General features: G+C 59.6%; 15 protein-coding genes. 10 read left to right on the top strand and 5 right to left on the bottom strand.

The window, feature by feature from the left end:
* The first annotated feature begins 387 nt into the window (after window positions 1-387).
* Complete coding sequence (locus QMK52_RS15490) at window positions 388-1,365, top strand: hypothetical protein (protein WP_320403046.1); 978 nt, start codon at window positions 388-390, stop codon at window positions 1,363-1,365.
* Window positions 1,366-1,431: 66 nt separating this feature from the next.
* Here the strand turns inward: QMK52_RS15490 and QMK52_RS15485 are convergent, their stop codons facing one another.
* Entirely contained in the window at window positions 1,432-2,985 is a 1,554-nt protein-coding gene (locus QMK52_RS15485) for a sigma-54-dependent phenylalanine hydroxylase transcriptional regulator PhhR (RefSeq protein ID WP_005790109.1), read from the bottom strand.
* Window positions 2,986-3,242: 257 nt separating this feature from the next.
* Here QMK52_RS15485 and phhA point away from each other — a divergent pair, with 257 nt between their 5' ends.
* The 3 genes from phhA to QMK52_RS15470 all read left to right on the top strand — a co-directional run bounded on the left by phhA (window position 3,243) and on the right by QMK52_RS15470 (window position 5,682).
* Window positions 3,243-4,034, top strand: coding sequence for a phenylalanine 4-monooxygenase (phhA, locus tag QMK52_RS15480; RefSeq protein ID WP_043049667.1), 792 nt, complete (start codon window positions 3,243-3,245; stop codon window positions 4,032-4,034).
* A gap of 98 nt (window positions 4,035-4,132) precedes the next feature.
* On the top strand, window positions 4,133-4,489 hold the full coding sequence (locus tag QMK52_RS15475) for a 4a-hydroxytetrahydrobiopterin dehydratase (RefSeq protein ID WP_005790113.1): 357 nt from the start codon (window positions 4,133-4,135) through the stop codon (window positions 4,487-4,489).
* Complete coding sequence (locus QMK52_RS15470) at window positions 4,489-5,682, top strand: amino acid aminotransferase (protein ID WP_194438872.1); 1,194 nt, start codon at window positions 4,489-4,491, stop codon at window positions 5,680-5,682. The genes QMK52_RS15475 and QMK52_RS15470 overlap by 1 nt, the downstream gene beginning before the upstream one ends.
* Window positions 5,683-5,746: 64 nt before the next feature.
* Here the strand turns inward: QMK52_RS15470 and QMK52_RS15465 are convergent, their stop codons facing one another.
* On the bottom strand, window positions 5,747-6,556 hold the full coding sequence (locus QMK52_RS15465) for a UDP-2,3-diacylglucosamine diphosphatase (RefSeq protein WP_005790116.1): 810 nt from the start codon (window positions 6,554-6,556) through the stop codon (window positions 5,747-5,749).
* A 138-nt stretch (window positions 6,557-6,694) separates the two neighbouring features.
* Between QMK52_RS15465 and QMK52_RS15460 the strand changes: the two genes are divergently transcribed.
* The 3 genes from QMK52_RS15460 (at window position 6,695) to QMK52_RS15450 (ending at window position 8,840) form a co-directional block, all read left to right on the top strand.
* Window positions 6,695-7,444, top strand: a complete 750-nt coding sequence (locus QMK52_RS15460; protein WP_005790118.1) for an AraC family transcriptional regulator — start codon at window positions 6,695-6,697, stop codon at window positions 7,442-7,444.
* 99 nt (window positions 7,445-7,543) lie between these two features.
* Window positions 7,544-8,428, top strand: coding sequence for a DMT family transporter (locus QMK52_RS15455; RefSeq protein WP_005790120.1), 885 nt, complete (start codon window positions 7,544-7,546; stop codon window positions 8,426-8,428).
* 130 nt (window positions 8,429-8,558) lie between these two features.
* Window positions 8,559-8,840 (top strand): hypothetical protein, encoded by a 282-nt coding sequence (locus QMK52_RS15450; protein WP_005790122.1) that lies wholly within the window; start codon window positions 8,559-8,561, stop codon window positions 8,838-8,840.
* A 34-nt stretch (window positions 8,841-8,874) separates the two neighbouring features.
* On the opposite strand, the gene QMK52_RS15445 is transcribed toward QMK52_RS15450, so the two are convergent.
* The gene (locus QMK52_RS15445; RefSeq protein WP_005790123.1) at window positions 8,875-9,162 is read right to left on the bottom strand and encodes a SelT/SelW/SelH family protein; all 288 of its coding nucleotides are present in this window, start codon (window positions 9,160-9,162) and stop codon (window positions 8,875-8,877) included.
* 84 nt (window positions 9,163-9,246) lie between these two features.
* Here QMK52_RS15445 and QMK52_RS15440 point away from each other — a divergent pair, with 84 nt between their 5' ends.
* Entirely contained in the window at window positions 9,247-11,436 is a 2,190-nt protein-coding gene (locus tag QMK52_RS15440; RefSeq protein ID WP_320403045.1) for a patatin-like phospholipase family protein, read from the top strand.
* A 127-nt stretch (window positions 11,437-11,563) separates the two neighbouring features.
* On the opposite strand, the gene QMK52_RS15435 is transcribed toward QMK52_RS15440, so the two are convergent.
* The gene (locus QMK52_RS15435) at window positions 11,564-11,998 is read right to left on the bottom strand and encodes a MarR family transcriptional regulator (protein ID WP_003193007.1); all 435 of its coding nucleotides are present in this window, start codon (window positions 11,996-11,998) and stop codon (window positions 11,564-11,566) included.
* 121 nt (window positions 11,999-12,119) lie between these two features.
* Entirely contained in the window at window positions 12,120-14,249 is a 2,130-nt protein-coding gene (recQ, locus tag QMK52_RS15430; protein WP_320403044.1) for a DNA helicase RecQ, read from the bottom strand.
* A 275-nt stretch (window positions 14,250-14,524) separates the two neighbouring features.
* Between recQ and QMK52_RS15425 the strand changes: the two genes are divergently transcribed.
* Together QMK52_RS15425 and QMK52_RS15420 are read left to right on the top strand one after the other, a co-directional pair.
* The gene (locus QMK52_RS15425) at window positions 14,525-15,112 is read left to right on the top strand and encodes a YecA family protein (RefSeq protein ID WP_005790129.1); all 588 of its coding nucleotides are present in this window, start codon (window positions 14,525-14,527) and stop codon (window positions 15,110-15,112) included.
* Between the two features lie 20 nt (window positions 15,113-15,132).
* The gene (locus QMK52_RS15420) at window positions 15,133-15,516 is read left to right on the top strand and encodes a YbaN family protein (protein WP_032803663.1); all 384 of its coding nucleotides are present in this window, start codon (window positions 15,133-15,135) and stop codon (window positions 15,514-15,516) included.
* The last annotated feature ends 96 nt before the right edge of the window (window positions 15,517-15,612 follow it).

Below are 15,612 nucleotides of genomic sequence, written 5' to 3'. Positions count from 1 at the left end.
GCCCTCCCCATGCCTGAATTACGCCGGTGCGTCGCCATTTCAGCTTCCTGGGCCGCTCTTATCGAGGGAAATGTTGCAAGGGGTTATTAATACACACGCGGTGACTACCAGACTTATCATTTCAAATTCACGTACAGCGAGTGAAACCCATCGTTATCAGGTACTTGAGCATTTAGTTAATACATGTGTTTACGCTTGCTTTCTCGGACATCTCACGACACTTACACCAAATTAAACCGTCTCGACACACGCTTACAATTACTAAACAACGACAACTTGAACACACCCTACTGCCTGCGTAAATTCTGTCCATCGCAACATCACCACCCTGAGTATTTAAAGTTGCATTCTTGCGACACACCTATCACTAACTACAGGACCAGTATCATGTTCACTACCCCACAAGTACCCACCCTGCCCTTCAGTGTTCCCTACTTCCCTACAAGAGCGGGTGGCAGGCCGGACCATGATATATATCGACCTAACTACCCATCGGCCGCGCCCCATTATCACGCGTGCACCCACGAGCACAGGGCCGAAGTTTCAGACTATCGTCCTGACCGATACTTTCCAGAGGTGCACCGTGCCAGGGACTATTACCCCGACCGACGCATCTCGGACATGCAACCAGACTGGGACTATCGCCCTGCCCGGGATTTTCCGCAAATGCGCCGCAACTGGGACTACCTTCCCGAGCGGCGCGTACCAGACATGCGCCGTGACTGGAACTACCCTACTGAAAGGTACGTTGATCAGCGGCCAATTTATCTCGTCTCTCCAAGGCTCGCAGACGAGTTCGCACCAATAAATCAACATTGGAACCCGGCCGTAAAGGCGCTGGATAAACTTATCGACACACTGCCACAGGCCATGATCCGTATGGACATGGATATCACAACCAAGGATCTGCTTGGCGGCAAATATGGACCACTCTCCCCCAGTATTACCAAGGAACTGGGGAAACTGGATGAACATAGGGACTACCGGATGGTGTCTCAGTTTAACGGACACGCATTGACCTACCTCTGGGCACCCGTCGACGGTGGCAGGCCTGTATTTATTGAACAGCCAGAAAACGGCTATATGACGCCAACGAGCTGTACGGATTTATTAAAGCTGTTGAATTCGAATTCCGAAGCCCAACAATTCAAGGATTACGGCGTAACCGCCAAGGACCTGAAAGACGGCAAGTACGGAAAACTCTCTCCCGAGATTCAAAAAAGTTTGCGCAACTTGGAACATGACAAGAACTACAGCCTGATTGAGTTCTTTAAAATTGACAACGAAAACACAACGCTGGCCTGGATGGACAAAAGTACAGGCAAGATTGAAGAAATAGGCCAGTACAACAGTGTCTACGGCTGACACACTGGACCGTTGTCAGATCGGACACTGCGTTCACAAGACGCAGTGTCCAGCATCGCGATACCCTTACTTGATCACCTTATAGTCGCGCAACTTATTCGCAATGGTGGTGTGCGATACACCCAAACGCTTACCCAGCTGCCGGCTGCTTGGGTGCTCGGCGTACAGGCTTTCCAACACGGCCTTTTCGAACCGCCCCACGATATCCTCCAAACCGCCTTCCAACGAAAAATCCCCAAGCGGTTGACGCACGCCGTAATCCGGCAGACGAATATGCTCGACCTTGACCGTGCCGCCCTCACACAAGGATACAGCCTGAAATAACACGTTTTCCAACTGCCGCACATTGCCTGGCCAGTGGTAGTGGCTAAGACGCTCCATGGCAGCGGGCGCCAACTTGGGCAGCGGGCAACCGATCTGCCGACTGGCTTGGTCAAGAAAATGCTCGACCAAGGGCGCCAGGCCGTCCAGGCATTCGCGCAAGGGTGGAATGTGCAGCGACAGCACGTTCAGTCGGTGATAGAGATCCTGGCGAAACTCACCCCGGGCGCAGAGTTCCGACAAGTCCACCTGGGTCGCACAGATCACCCGCACATCCAGATACACCTCTTCATCACTGCCGACCCGACGAAAACACCCATCCTGCAAGAAACGCAGCAATTTCACCTGCAATCTCGCGCTCATTTCGCCAACGCCATCAAGAAACAAGGTACCGCCCGCCGTCAACTCCAGCAGCCCGAGCTTGCCCTCCGCTCGCGCCCCTTCAAAGGCACCGGGGCCGTAGCCGAATAGTTCAGTTTCGGCCATCGACTCGGGCAAGCCCGCACAATTGAGGGCCATCAAAGGCGACTGCCCTCGCGGGCTGGCCAGGTGACACGCACGGGCCAGCAGTTCTTTACCGGTGCCGGTTTCGCCTTCTATTAATAGCGGCGCATCCAGCGGTGCCATGCGCCGTGCTTCGCGGACCACCGCAGCCATCACTTTGGAGCTTTGAAAGATGCTGTCAAAGCCGCGCAGCTCTTGCTTGCGCACGTTGTAGATGCGCTCACCCACACGGTCAGCGCGATGCAAGGTCAGCACGGCACCGGCCATGGCCTCACTGTCGTCATGCTCACTGGATTGCAGTGGGGCGATATCCGCCAAAAACACGTCACCTTTGACCTTGACCCGCAAGCCGTTGATCCGCGATTTGCTGGCACGCACCAGTTCCGGCAAATCGAAGTCCTCGGCATAGCGCGACAGTGGAATACCCGGCACCTCATCCACCCGCACGCCGAGTAACTGTGCCGCTGCGCGATTGGCAGCGACGATGGAACCGCCCATGTCGATGGACAGCACCGGAAATTCCAGGGCGCCAAGCAGCGCATTGAGTTCCATATGCCGCCGCTCGCTCGGCATCAGCCCTACCCTTTTGACGCCGAATACGCCGGCAATCGCCTCGAACTGCGGGCGCAATGCCTGGAATTGCATGTTCACCAGGTTCGGGCAAAACAGGTAGATGGCATTGCCATGCTCACCGCCGACCTCGCCCTTGGCGACGTTGACGCCGTACTCCACCAACAGGTTGAGGATGTCCCGCAGGATGCCGATGCGGTTCTGGCAATGCACTTTGATACGCATGGAAAGGCTCGAAAAGTAGAGAGGCGCCGCGTCTTTTTGCCGCTGGGCGCAGATAGTCGTCAAGATTATGTGACAGCGCGTCACCTTTTCACAGCCCAAGACACGGATAAGGGCTACACCCGTAACGAATACTTTACAAAAACCGGTAATTTTTCCTACGCACCCAGACAAGACAGCGACGGAATCCAGGCCTGTTCGGGTTATCAATAGGTACATCGCAGGACATAACAAGAACGAATGCCTAGCAGGAGAGCCGTATGAAGCAGACGCACTACGTGGCCCGCGAGCCCGATGCGCAAGGTTTTATCCATTACCCGCCAGAAGAACACGCGGTATGGAACACGCTGATCACTCGCCAACTCAAAGTGATCGAAGGCCGTGCCTGCCAGGAATACCTGGACGGCATCGACAAGCTCGGCCTGCCGTTGGACCGCATCCCTCAGTTGGGCGAAATCAACAAGGTGCTGGCCGAAACCACCGGCTGGCAAGTCGCGCGGGTACCCGCACTGATTCCCTTCCAGACCTTTTTTGAATTGCTCGCCAGCAAGCAATTTCCGGTGGCGACCTTTATTCGTACCCGTGAAGAGCTGGACTACCTGCAAGAACCGGATATTTTCCACGAGATCTTTGGCCACTGCCCGCTGCTGACCAACCCCTGGTTCGCCGAATTCACCCACACCTACGGCAAGCTCGGCCTGGCGGCTACCAAGGAGCAACGGGTGTACCTGGCGCGCCTGTACTGGATGACCATCGAGTTCGGCCTCGTGGACACACCCCAAGGGCGGCGCATCTACGGTGGCGGCATTCTGTCTTCGCCTAAAGAAAGCGTGTATTGCTTGTCGGATGAGCCCGAGCACCAAGCCTTCGATCCGCTGGAAGCGATGCGCACCCCTTATCGTATCGACATCCTGCAACCGCTGTACTTCGTATTGCCCGAACTCAAGCGCCTGTTCGACGTGGCGCAGGAAGACATCATGGGCATGGTCGAGCGCGGTATGGAATTGGGCTTGCACGCACCGAAATTCCCGCCAAAGCCCAAGGCTGCTTGAGCTGTGCCTTTTTAGGCCAGGTGAGTCTGTTCCCTGGCCGCGCGTTGCTTTAGGGTAACGCCACTGACCTTCAAACATTCGAATTCAGGACACCTCCCATGACCACCTTGAACCAAGCCCACTGCGAAGCCTGCCGCGCCGATGCCCCGCAAGTCAGCGATGAAGAACTGCCGGTGCTGCTCAAGCAGATCCCTGACTGGAACATCGAAGTGCGCGACGGCGTCATGCAGCTGGAAAAGGTCTTCCTGTTCAAGAACTTCAAGTTCGCCCTGGCCTTCACCAACGCCATGGGTGAAATCTCCGAAGCCGAAGGCCATCACCCTGGCCTGCTCACTGAATGGGGCAAAGTCACCGTGACCTGGTGGAGCCACTCCATCAAGGGCCTGCACCGCAACGACTTCATCATGGCTGCGCGCACCGACGAAGTGGCCAAGACTGCCGAGGGCCGCAAGTAATGCACTTCGATGCGATTGGCCGCGTGCCCGGTGACCCGATCCTCGGGCTGATGGACCTGTATGCCCAGGATGCCAACCCGAACAAGTTCGACCTGGGCGTGGGCGTGTATAAGGACGACCAGGGCCTGACCCCGATTCCCCACTCGGTGAAGCTGGCGGAACAGCGCCTGGTTGATACCCAGGTGACCAAGACCTACATCGGTGGTCATGGTGACGCGGCTTTCGGCACCCTGATCAGTGAGCTGGTGCTCGGTGCCGATTCGGCCTTGTTGCGCGAACGCCGCGCCGGCGCCACCCAGACCCCAGGCGGTACCGGCGCCCTGCGCCTGAGCGCTGACTTTATCGCCCAGAGCCTGCCTGGCCGTGGCGTGTGGTTGAGCAACCCGACCTGGCCGATCCACGAGACCATTTTTGCCAAGGCCGGGCTTAAGGTCAGTCACTACCCTTACGTAGGCAGCGACAATCGCCTGGATGTGGCGGCGATGCTTGCGACCCTGTCCACGATACCCAAGGGTGACGTGGTGCTGCTGCATGCCTGCTGCCATAACCCGACCGGCTTCGACCTGACCCAGGATGACTGGCGCCAGGTGTTGCAGATCGTGCGGGAACGCCAGTTGCTGCCGCTGATCGACTTTGCTTACCAGGGCTTTGGTGATGGCCTGGAGCAGGACGCGTGGGCGGTGCGCCTGTTTGCAGCCGAGTTGCCGGAAGTGCTGGTCACCAGTTCCTGCTCGAAGAACTTCGGTCTGTATCGCGACCGGGTCGGCGCACTGATCCTGTGTGCTGCGGATGCCGAAAAGCTCACCGATGTGCGCAGCCAACTGGCGAACATCGCCCGCAACCTGTGGTCGACGCCGCCGGATCATGGCGCTGCCGTGGTGGCGACCATCCTCGGTGATACCGAGCTGAAAAAACTGTGGAGCGAGGAAGTCGAGGCCATGCGCTCGCGGATCGCGCACTTGCGTTCCGGGTTGGTGGAAGCCTTGAAGCCCCATGGCTTGGCCGAGAAGTTTGCCCATATCGGCGCGCAGCGCGGGATGTTTTCCTATACCGGTTTGAGTGCCGAGCAGGTCAAGCTACTGCGCGAGAAGCACAGCGTGTATATGGTCAGTTCAGGCCGGGCCAACGTGGCCGGGGTGGATGCGACACGTTTGACGCTGCTGGCCGAAGCTATCGCCGACGTTTCCAACTGAAAACCCCGGGACTAAATGTGGGAGGGAGCATGCCCCCTCCCACATTTTTACCGAGGCAAGGTTTTTAGCCAGTGACCATTTCAGCCTTGAGCTGCGCCTCCCTGGCCTGCACATCCGCCAACCGATACAACTCGATATGCCCATCCCAGTGCTCGATCAGCGCGGTGCACGATTCCACCCAATCTCCGCAATTGAGGTAATCCACCTCCCCCACCTTGCGAATCTCGGCATGGTGGATATGCCCGCACACCACCCCATGCAGTTCGCGCCTGGTGACTTCGTGGGCAATCGCTTCTTCGAAATCGCTGATAAAGCTCACGGCGGTTTTCACCTTGTGCTTCAGGTACGCCGACAGCGACCAGTAGCCATAACCGTAGCGCGCGCGCCAATGGTTGAGCCAGCGGTTAAGCGTGAGGGTGAATTCGTAAGCCGAGTCGCCGAGGAACGCCAGCCAACGGTGATAGCGGGTGATCACATCGAACTGGTCGCCATGGATCACCAATAGATGCCGACCATCGGCAGTCACATGCACCGCCTCATCGACCAACTGGATATTGCCCAGGATCAGCTTGGAATAGCGTCGTAAAAATTCATCATGGTTGCCAGTGACGTAGATCACCTCGGTACCGCGCTTGGCCATGGTCAGCAAGCGACGGATCACGTTGGTGTGGGCCTGGGGCCAATACATGCCGCCGCGCATTTTCCAACCATCGATAATATCGCCCACCAGGTAGACCTTGTCGGCGTGGTAGCCCTTGAGAAACTGCGACAAGTGCTCGGCCTGGCAATCCCGGGTGCCTAGATGCACGTCGGAAATCCACAGGGTTCGCACCCGTTGCTTGCGGCTGGGCTTGGTGAACTCGGCATGGGTCATGGGCATCCCTCGACGCTGTTTTCGCGAGCTTGCGCCTTGGCGATTAATAGCCCATGACAGCTGTGCGTCAGTCTGATGACAGCGCTCATTGCGTATGAAGCGTTGTAGACTGGCGGCCTGCTGCCACTGGAGACCGCGATGAGCCCGAGCCTCACGCTACGCCACTACCTCGAAGCCCCCATCGCCCATAGCCATGATCATGCGCAGTTGGTGTTCGGCCTGTCCGGGCACCTGGAGCTGGAAGTCGATGGCCGTGGCAGCCAAGTGCGCGAGAGCAGTGTGATGGTGCTGCCCTTCTCCACCCACCATGCCTGTGGCAGCCGCGATGGCAGCCGCTGCCTGGTGCTGGATGTGCCGACCGAACATTGGGTGGTGCAATCTTTGGGCGAGCATGCCGATGCCAGTCGCCGCTTGCTGGGGCAACCGGCGCGACTGACGCTGGATCCGCGGCAAAGCCAACTGGTGCAGTGGCTGGCGCACAGCCCGGTGGACGATCCGCTGATCGTCCAGCAAGGTGCGGTGCTGTTACTGGCCAGCCTCAATCATCTCCAGGCTAAACCGCAGCCAGGCCGGCGCCTGCCTTATGCAGCGTTCAATGCCCATATCCAGCGCCATGCTGCGCGCCCTTTGCAGGTGGCCGACCTGGCGCGCATCGCCGGGCTTTCCGTGGCGCGCCTGCATGCACGCTTCATGGCCGAATGCGGGCAAACGCCGATGGATTATCTTCGCAGTCGTCGCTTGCACATGGCGCTGGGGCTTTTGCGCGGCACACCGCTTGCCATTGGTGAGGTTGCCGAGCGCGTCGGCTACGCCTCGCAAAGCGCATTCAGTGCCGCCATGTTGCGCGAGTTTGGCGCCACGCCCAGCGCCCTGCGTCAGGCCGACTGACAAGAGTCCCACGCTAAAAATCGCGAGGCCGGCGACAGACGCCCGCGAACCAAGTCTCTAGACTGCGAGGCTGTTACCCCCGTTGCTTCAAGGATCGCAATGACTCCCCGTTCAGCCCTTGGCGCCCTGCATATCGGCGCATTGATGTTTGGCCTCACCGGCGTATTCGGCAAGCTGGCGGCGGCCTCCCCTGCCATCATCGTGTTTGGTCGCGCCGCGTTTGCTGTGCTCGCCCTGGCGGTATTTGCCCGCTTTGCCAGCAACGCGCCCTGGAAGACATTGGAGATGCGCGACTGGCGCCGCCTGCTGGTCAGCGGTGTGTTGCTGGCCGCGCATTGGGTGACGTTCTTTATTGCCGTCAAAGTCGCCGGCGTGGCCGTGGCGACCCTGGGGTTTACCGCCTTTCCGGCCTTTACCGTGATCCTTGAAGGGTTGATCTTCCGCGAGCGCATTCGCGCCAATGAAGTGCTGCTAGTGGCCCTGGTCACCGTTGGCCTGGTGCTGGTGACCCCGGATTTCAACCTCGCCAGCGAGGCCACGGGCGGCCTACTGTGGGGGATCGCCTCGGGGCTGTTGTTCTCGTTGCTATCGCTGAACAATCGCGCCAGCTCCGGGCGCATTCCTGCGGTACAGGCCGCGCTGTGCCAGAACGTGGTGGTCGCGGCCTGCCTGCTGCCGGTGGCCGCACCAGGGCTGGCGGATGTACGTGGGATTGACTGGCTGTGGATCGGGTTGCTGGGAGTGTTTTGTACTGGTCTTGCCCATAGCCTGTTTGTCGCCAGCCTTGCCGTGATCAAGGCGCGCACCGCCTCGGTGGTGTTTGCCATGGAACCTGTCTACGGCATCACCGTGGCCTGGCTGTTGTTTGCCGAAACCCCGACCTTGCGCATGTTGCTGGGCGGCGCCTTGATCATCCTCGCCATCGTGCTTTCCGGCCTGATGGGCAGCGCCGGCCAGGCCAAACAACCGGCAGCCACAGCCTGATCTATACTTTAAACGTCCGCAACAGTCTGTAGTCGTTCAACGGATAAAGACTCCTCGACGACAGCCATGGTGCTTTCTGAAGTTGCTGCAAGCGAGTGGTCATCCCTCAATGCGATGCAGGAGTTTCATCATGGAAATGCTCATCAGCTTGCTGGTCCAGATCATCAGCGGTGCCGTCGGTGGCAACATCGCCGGCATGACCAAACAGAGCCTGGGGACAGGGCTCAATACCTTTCTCGGCGGAGTCGGCGGCTTGGTGCTGGGCCAGATTGTCGCCGCACTCACGGGCACCACCAGCGGCGAAGCGCTGGATGTTGCCGCGGTCGGCAGCAATATTGTCGGCGGTGGCGTCGGTGGGTTGGTATTGACGTGGGCCGTCGGTTTTATCAAACAAAAGCTCGCTGCCAAGTAGCGGTAGGGTCACCGCCCCTCTGTGGCGGTGACTTTCATTGCGTACGATCGTTATGGCCCAGATCGCGCTGCGGGTCGATCTGATCGCGTACCCGCTGTTTTAGTACCTTGGCCTCGGGAAAGCCGCCGTCGGCTTTGCGTTCCCAAATCTGCCCGCCATCACAGGTGATGCGAAAGACGCCACCGGTGGCCGGCTCCAGCGCCACGCGCCCCAGGTCATCGGCAAATGTACTGAGCAACTCCTGGGCCAGCCACGCGGCGCGCAGCAACCACTGGCACTGGGTGCAATAAGTGATAACGATCTCGGGTTTGCTTGCAGACATAATTTAAGCGGCTCCTGACATGACGGGCCCAGCGAATCGAGTGGCTATAATAGCGGCCTTTATCGCCCAGCCTCGAGATTGATGATGCGCCGCCTGCTGTCTTGCCTGTTCCTGTGCCTGGTCCCCCTGCTTGCCGAAGCCTTGGAAGCACCCCGCCCTAAAATCGGCCTGGTGTTGTCCGGTGGTGCCGCCCGTGGCCTGGCGCATATCGGTGTGCTCAAGGCCCTTGAGGAACAGGGCATCCATATTGATGCGATTGCCGGCACCAGCATGGGTGCGGTAATTGGCGGGCTGTACGCATCGGGCTACAAGATCGACGAACTGGAGAAGCTGGCGCTGGGCATCGACTGGCAACAGGCCCTGTCGGACGCCCCACCACGCGAAGACGTACCGTTTCGGCGCAAACAGGACGACCGGGATTTCCTGGTCAAGCAGAAACTCAGTTTCCGCGACGACGGCAGCCTGGGCCTGCCACTGGGTGTGATCCAGGGCCAGAACCTGGCGCTGCTGCTGGAAAGCATGTTTGCCCACAGCAGCAACACGCGTAACTTCGACAAGCTGCCGATCCCGTTCCGCGCAGTGGCCACCGACATTACCACCGGCGAAAAAGTCGTGTTCAGCAAGGGCCACCTGCCCCAGGTGATACGCGCCAGCATGTCGATCCCCGCCGTGTTCGCCCCGGTGGAACTGGACGGCCGCCTGCTGGTGGACGGCGGTATGACCGACAACATCCCGCTGGATGTGGCGCGGGAGATGGGCGTCGATATTGCCATCGTGGTCGACATCGGCACCCCGCTGCGCTCGCGCAAGCAATTGGCGACCGTGGTGGACGTGCTCAACCAGTCCATCACCCTGATGACCCGGCGCAATTCCGAGGAGCAACTCAAGGCTCTGAACCCCAAGGATGTGCTGATCCAACCGCCTCTGGCCGCCTATGGCGTGACCGACTTCGGCCGCGCCAAAGACATGATCGACGCCGGTTACCGCGCCACCCGCGCCCTGGATGTGCGCCTGGCGAACCTGCGTCCGGTCGAGCCCATCGACGCGCAACTGGTGGCTGCACGCACGCCGGGCGAGCGCACCCCGGTGATCACCGCTATCAAGGTGGAGAACGACTCCAAAGTCAGCGACGACGTGATCCGCTATTACATCCGCCAGGGGCTGGGAGAACCGTTGAACCTGGGCCGCCTGCAGTCGGACATGGGCACGTTGTACGGTCTGGATTACTTCGAGCAGGTGCAATACCGCGTGGTCAAAAAGGGCCAGGACAACACCCTGGTGATCAGCGCGCGGGGCAAGCGCAGCGGCACCGACTACCTGCGCCTGGGCTTGAACCTGTCGGATGACATGCGCGGGGACAGCGCGTTCAACCTTGGCGCCAGCTATCGAGTGAACGGCATCAACCGCCTCGGCGCGGAATGGCTGACGCGGGTGCAGATCGGTGATCGACAGGAGTTGTACAGCGAGTTCTACCAACCGATGGACACCGGCTCACGCTACTTCGTCGCGCCTTATATCAGAGCCGAGGCGCAGAACGTTGAGCTGATCCTGGACAACGACCCCATCTCCGAATACCGCCTGGAACGCTATGGCTTTGGCTTGAACTTAGGACGCCAGATCGGCAACAGCGGCGAGATCCGCTTCGGCGTAGGTGAGGCGTGGGGCAAGGCGGACGTGCGTATCGGCGAGCGCGACCTGCCGAGCGTGAGTTTCAGCGAAGGGTTCTATGAGCTTAAATATTCCTTCGACTCCCTCGACAACGTCTACTTCCCACACAGCGGCGAAGACATAGGCCTGGCCTTTCGCGAATTCGAACCCGGACTGGGTTCGGACCAGCGCTACCGTCAGTGGGAGTTCAAACTGGACAAGGCCATGAGCCATGGCCCGGACACTTTGATACTCGGCGGTCGCTATGGACGCACGCTGGATAATTCCGACGTGGTGATCTCCAGCTTCCTGCTGGGTGGGGCGCGGCAATTGTCGGGCTTTCGCCAGGATGCGATTTCGGGCCAGAACGTCAGCCTGATGCGCGCGGTGTACTTCCGCCGGCTGACCCCTCGCTCGTACCTGCCACTGGACTTCCCGTTGTACCTGGGTGCCTCACTGGAACGGGGCCGGGCGTGGAACAACGACAACGAATTCGACAGCGGGTATATCAATGCCGCGAGTATTTTCCTGGGATTTGATACGCCACTGGGGCCGCTGAATTTCAGCTATGGGTTCAATGATGATAATCAGAAGGCTGTGTACTTGAATCTAGGCCAGACCTTCTGACACAACACAGAACTAATGTGGGAGTGGGCTTGCTCCCGATGGCGGGGTGTCAGTCAACAACTCTGTAGCTGGCCCACCGCAATCGGGAGCAGCCCCCTCCCACATTTGGTTCTCGGCGAATCAGGAGTCAGGACTTTTCCAGGTTCGCCAGGATGTGCTCATGCACACGCATGCACACGCGCAGATCCTCTTCATTCACCCCAACGAACAGCTCATGCCGCAAGGCCGTGGCGATGGTCTCGATCTGGTCGATCAGCGGTTGAGCGGTATCACACAACAAAATGCGTTTGGCACGGCGGTCTTCCACCACGGCTTGGCGTTGCACCAGGCCCTGGCCTTCCAGGCTGTCGAGCAGGCGCGCCAGGGTCGGCCCTTCGACGCCGACACTTTGTGCCAGTTCACGTTGGGTAGGTGCTTCGACAAAACGGGCCAGATGCAGCAACACCAGCCAGCGCGCCTGGGACAACCCTAGCCCCGCCAAACGACGGTCCAGCTCGGCGCGCCAACCTCGGGACATTTGCGCCAACTGCATGCCAAAACGGTGTTGATCGGTTAACGGCATAAAAAACTCATGTTTAAGACTGAAAATAAAGTGTGGCTAATTATTAGTCAGCTAAGCATGAGCCATGCCAGTAGGCAAGGCCCGGTATGTACTGATTCGTTACATTGTCGTAATTGCCACACTAAATTTCGAATTCCGACTGCAAAGCGGCCCGCACGCAGTACAAAACACCCTCGGGAACACGCCCGGTGAACAACGGAGCGATCTCCACCACAGGTGGCAATTCGCCTTCTCCGTCGAGGAAGGCATCCTGGATTTCGCCAAGTAAATCCTCAGGCAAATCAAGGGCCTGATCCAGCGACAACTGTTGCTTGCCAATGGCTTCGGCGAGCAGGGTATACACATTTTTTTCCGAGCATTGCAGTTGGCCGGCGATCTGGATCGGGGTCATGCCAGCGCGGGCCAGGCTGATCAGTTCGTGGCGAATATCGGCGATTTCCTTCGGCGCTTCTGCCTGGCCGCCGAGCACTTCGAGGAAGGCCTGGCCATAACGCTCCAGCTTGCGCGCACCCACGCCACTGACCCGAGCCATCTCGGCCATGGTGGTCGGTTGCTCGCGGAGCATTTCCAGCAAGGTGGAGTCTGGGAAGATAACGTAGGGCGGCACGCTGTGTTCCTGCGCCAATTTGCGCCGCAGGGTACGCAACGCCTCCCACTGCTCGCGCTCCTCGCCCCGCACCAACTGGCTGGCCTGGCTGGTGCTGCTGCTTTTGGCGCTGGCCTGCGGCTTGAGGTCGCGGCGCAGTTCCAGGCTGACTTCACCCTTGAGCAACGGCCGGCAACTGTCGTTCAGGCGCAGCCCGCCATAGCCTTCGATATCAATGTCGACGAGGCCACGGGCAACCATCTGGCGAAACAGCGAACGCCATTCGCCCTCGGCACGGGCCTTGCCGACGCCATAGACCGACAGTTTTTCGTGGCCGAAGCTGCGCACTTTTTCATTGTCCTTGCCGAGCAACACATCCACCAGATGGCCCACGCCATAGCGCTGGCCAGTGCGATAGATCGTCGACAACGCCTGGCGCGCAGGCTCGGTAGCGTCCCAGGTTTGCACGCCGTCGATGCAGTTGTCGCAGTGGCCGCAGGGTTGCGGCATGTCTTCGTCGAAATACGCCAGCAGCGTCTGACGGCGGCAGCGGGTTTCTTCGCACAACGAAAGCATGGCGTCGAGCTTGTGCTGCTCCAGACGCTTGTGGCGCTCGTCACCTTCGGAGTTCTGCAGCATCTGTTTGAGCATCACCACGTCCTGCAGGCCGTAGACCATCCAGGCATCCGCCGGCAGGCCATCTCGGCCGGCACGACCGGTTTCCTGGTAATAGGCCTCAAGGGACTTGGGCAGGTCCATGTGCGCCACGAAACGCACGTTGGATTTGTCGATGCCCATGCCGAAGGCGATGGTCGCCACCATGATCAGGCCTTCCTCGTTGAGGAAGCGTTTCTGGTGCGCAGAGCGCGTTTCATTGGGCAGGCCGGCGTGGTAAGGCAGCGCCGGGTAGCCTTGCTCGCACAGGAACGCAGCGACTTCATCGACCTTCTTGCGTGACAGGCAGTAGACAATACCCGCATCGCTGCGCCGCTCGGACAGGAACGCGAGCAACTGCTTGCGTGGCTGCTCCTTGGGTACGATGCGATAGAAGATATTCGGCCGGTCAAAGCTGGACAGGAAGCGCTCGGCATTCTGCAAATGCAGGCGCTCGACGATCTCTTCACGGGTACGTTTGTCGGCGGTGGCGGTCAGGGCGATGCGCGGCACGTCGGGGAACAGCTCCGCCAATTGACCAAGCTGCAGGTATTCGCGGCGGAAATCGTGGCCCCACTGCGATACACAGTGGGCTTCGTCGATGGCGAACAGGGCGATTTCCAGGCTCTGCAAAAAGGCCAACATGCGTGGCTGCACCAGACGCTCCGGCGCCAGGTACAACATCTTCACTTCACCGCGCTTGATTCGTGCGGCCAGGTCGCGCTGCTGCTCGGCGCTGAGAGTGGAGTTCAGGGAAGCGGCGGCGACGCCCAGCTCTTCGAGGGTGGCAACCTGATCGTCCATCAACGCGATCAGCGGCGACACCACCACCGCCAGGCCGTTGCGCAACAGCGCAGGTACCTGGAAGCACAGCGACTTGCCGCCACCGGTAGGCATCAGCACCAGGGCATCGCCGCCGCTGGCCACACGCTCAATGATCGCACCCTGGCGGCCACGAAAACTGTCGTAGCCGAAGATGTCCTTGAGGACGCGTTGAGCCTGCTCGAGCATGTAAAACTCCAAAATGGTGCCGAAATCCCTCTGTACAGGCTGGCCGAAAAAATACGCTTTCACGGAAAATAATCCGTAAGCGAAGTTTTCCCGGATTGGCGCTAAGCCTGCAGGGGCATCACAAAACGCGGCAGTATACCCGACCGTCATCGGCCAAAGGGCGCGACTGACGAATAGACGCCCGCTCTAAAACCGGGCAAATATGCCGTGCGGCTGGCCTGGGCGCTCAAGAAAGCCTAGAATTCAGCATCGTTTATTCCCAAGGTAGCCCTTCAATGTCCTTCGCTGAGCAACTAACCCGCCTGCAAGCCTTCCTCGACGCCGATGAGCTGCATGACGAGGCGCTGGACTACGTGGCCGCCCACGGCTACCTGACCGCCCTGTCGATCTGCTCCGAAACCGTCCCGGACCGTGAATGGATCGACGCGCTGTTCGCTGAAGAGCCTCATTACAGCGACGCCGCCCAGCGCGAAGAAATCGAATCCACCCTGATCGCCCTCAAGGCCCACATTGCGCGCCAACTGGCCTCCGACGAAGAGTTCGAGCTGCCATGCGACCTCGACCTGGGCGACGACCCGGATGACTCCGACCTGCGCGGCTGGTGCATCGGTTTCATGGAAGGCGTGTTCCTGCGTGAAGCCGCCTGGTTCGAAACCGCCGAAGAAGAAGTCAGCGAAATGCTCCTGCCGATCATGGTTGGTTCGGGCCTGTTCGAAGAAGAAGCAGAGTTCTCCGACATCGCCGCCGATGCCAACCTGATGGACGACATGATCGTGCAGATCCCGGAAGCCCTGACCGCGCTGTACCTGCTGTGCAACGCGCCTGACGAAAAACCGGCGATCCTCAAGCCACGTCACCACTGAGTCGCTTGCCCGTGGCACCCATGGGCAACCGCTCACTGCTCCTGCGCTACGTACTACTGGCCATCGGCTGGCTGAGCGTAGCGCTGGGAGTGATTGGCATTTTCCTGCCGGTATTACCGACCACGCCCTTTCTACTGCTGGCCGCCGCCTGCTTCGCTCGAAGCTCCCCGCGGTTCTATCACTGGCTGGTGGAACACCCACGGCTGGGCCCATGGATTCGTGATTACCTGGATGGCAACGGCATTCCACTCAAGGGTAAGGTCTACGCCATCGGCCTGATGTGGCTGAGCATCGCGCTGTCCTGTTACCTGGTGCCGTTGCCGTGGGCTCGCGGCTTCATGCTGACCAGCGCCGTGCTGGTGACGATCTACATCCTGCGCCAGAAAACCCTGCCCCCGCGCTGAATGCACCTGCGACATTAGATCCCACGCGACCTTGGTCGACACTGACTAACAACAGGCATCATGCGAGACTGTCCAACCGGGCCCGGAATGCCCGGG

It is taken from the genome of Pseudomonas sp. P9_2 (genome assembly GCF_034008255.1).
GTDB lineage: Bacteria > Pseudomonadota > Gammaproteobacteria > Pseudomonadales > Pseudomonadaceae > Aquipseudomonas > Aquipseudomonas synxantha_A.
This window is presented reverse-complemented; position numbering and strand designations above follow the sequence as displayed.

Bases quoted from the DNA above. Each gene is read 5' to 3' on its own strand.
- QMK52_RS15490 (WP_320403046.1), top strand. From the start codon at position 388: ATGTTCACTACCCCACAAGTACCCACCCTGCCCTTCAGTGTTCCCTAC.
- QMK52_RS15485 (WP_005790109.1), bottom strand. From the start codon at position 2,985: ATGCGTATCAAAGTGCATTGCCAGAACCGCATCGGCATCCTGCGGGAC.
- phhA (WP_043049667.1), top strand. From the start codon at position 3,243: ATGAAGCAGACGCACTACGTGGCCCGCGAGCCCGATGCGCAAGGTTTT.
- QMK52_RS15475 (WP_005790113.1), top strand. From the start codon at position 4,133: ATGACCACCTTGAACCAAGCCCACTGCGAAGCCTGCCGCGCCGATGCC.
- QMK52_RS15470 (WP_194438872.1), top strand. From the start codon at position 4,489: ATGCACTTCGATGCGATTGGCCGCGTGCCCGGTGACCCGATCCTCGGG.
- QMK52_RS15465 (WP_005790116.1), bottom strand. From the start codon at position 6,556: ATGACCCATGCCGAGTTCACCAAGCCCAGCCGCAAGCAACGGGTGCGA.
- QMK52_RS15460 (WP_005790118.1), top strand. From the start codon at position 6,695: ATGAGCCCGAGCCTCACGCTACGCCACTACCTCGAAGCCCCCATCGCC.
- QMK52_RS15455 (WP_005790120.1), top strand. From the start codon at position 7,544: ATGACTCCCCGTTCAGCCCTTGGCGCCCTGCATATCGGCGCATTGATG.
- QMK52_RS15450 (WP_005790122.1), top strand. From the start codon at position 8,559: ATGGAAATGCTCATCAGCTTGCTGGTCCAGATCATCAGCGGTGCCGTC.
- QMK52_RS15445 (WP_005790123.1), bottom strand. From the start codon at position 9,162: ATGTCTGCAAGCAAACCCGAGATCGTTATCACTTATTGCACCCAGTGC.
- QMK52_RS15440 (WP_320403045.1), top strand. From the start codon at position 9,247: ATGCGCCGCCTGCTGTCTTGCCTGTTCCTGTGCCTGGTCCCCCTGCTT.
- QMK52_RS15435 (WP_003193007.1), bottom strand. From the start codon at position 11,998: ATGCCGTTAACCGATCAACACCGTTTTGGCATGCAGTTGGCGCAAATG.
- recQ (WP_320403044.1), bottom strand. From the start codon at position 14,249: ATGCTCGAGCAGGCTCAACGCGTCCTCAAGGACATCTTCGGCTACGAC.
- QMK52_RS15425 (WP_005790129.1), top strand. From the start codon at position 14,525: ATGTCCTTCGCTGAGCAACTAACCCGCCTGCAAGCCTTCCTCGACGCC.
- QMK52_RS15420 (WP_032803663.1), top strand. From the start codon at position 15,133: ATGGGCAACCGCTCACTGCTCCTGCGCTACGTACTACTGGCCATCGGC.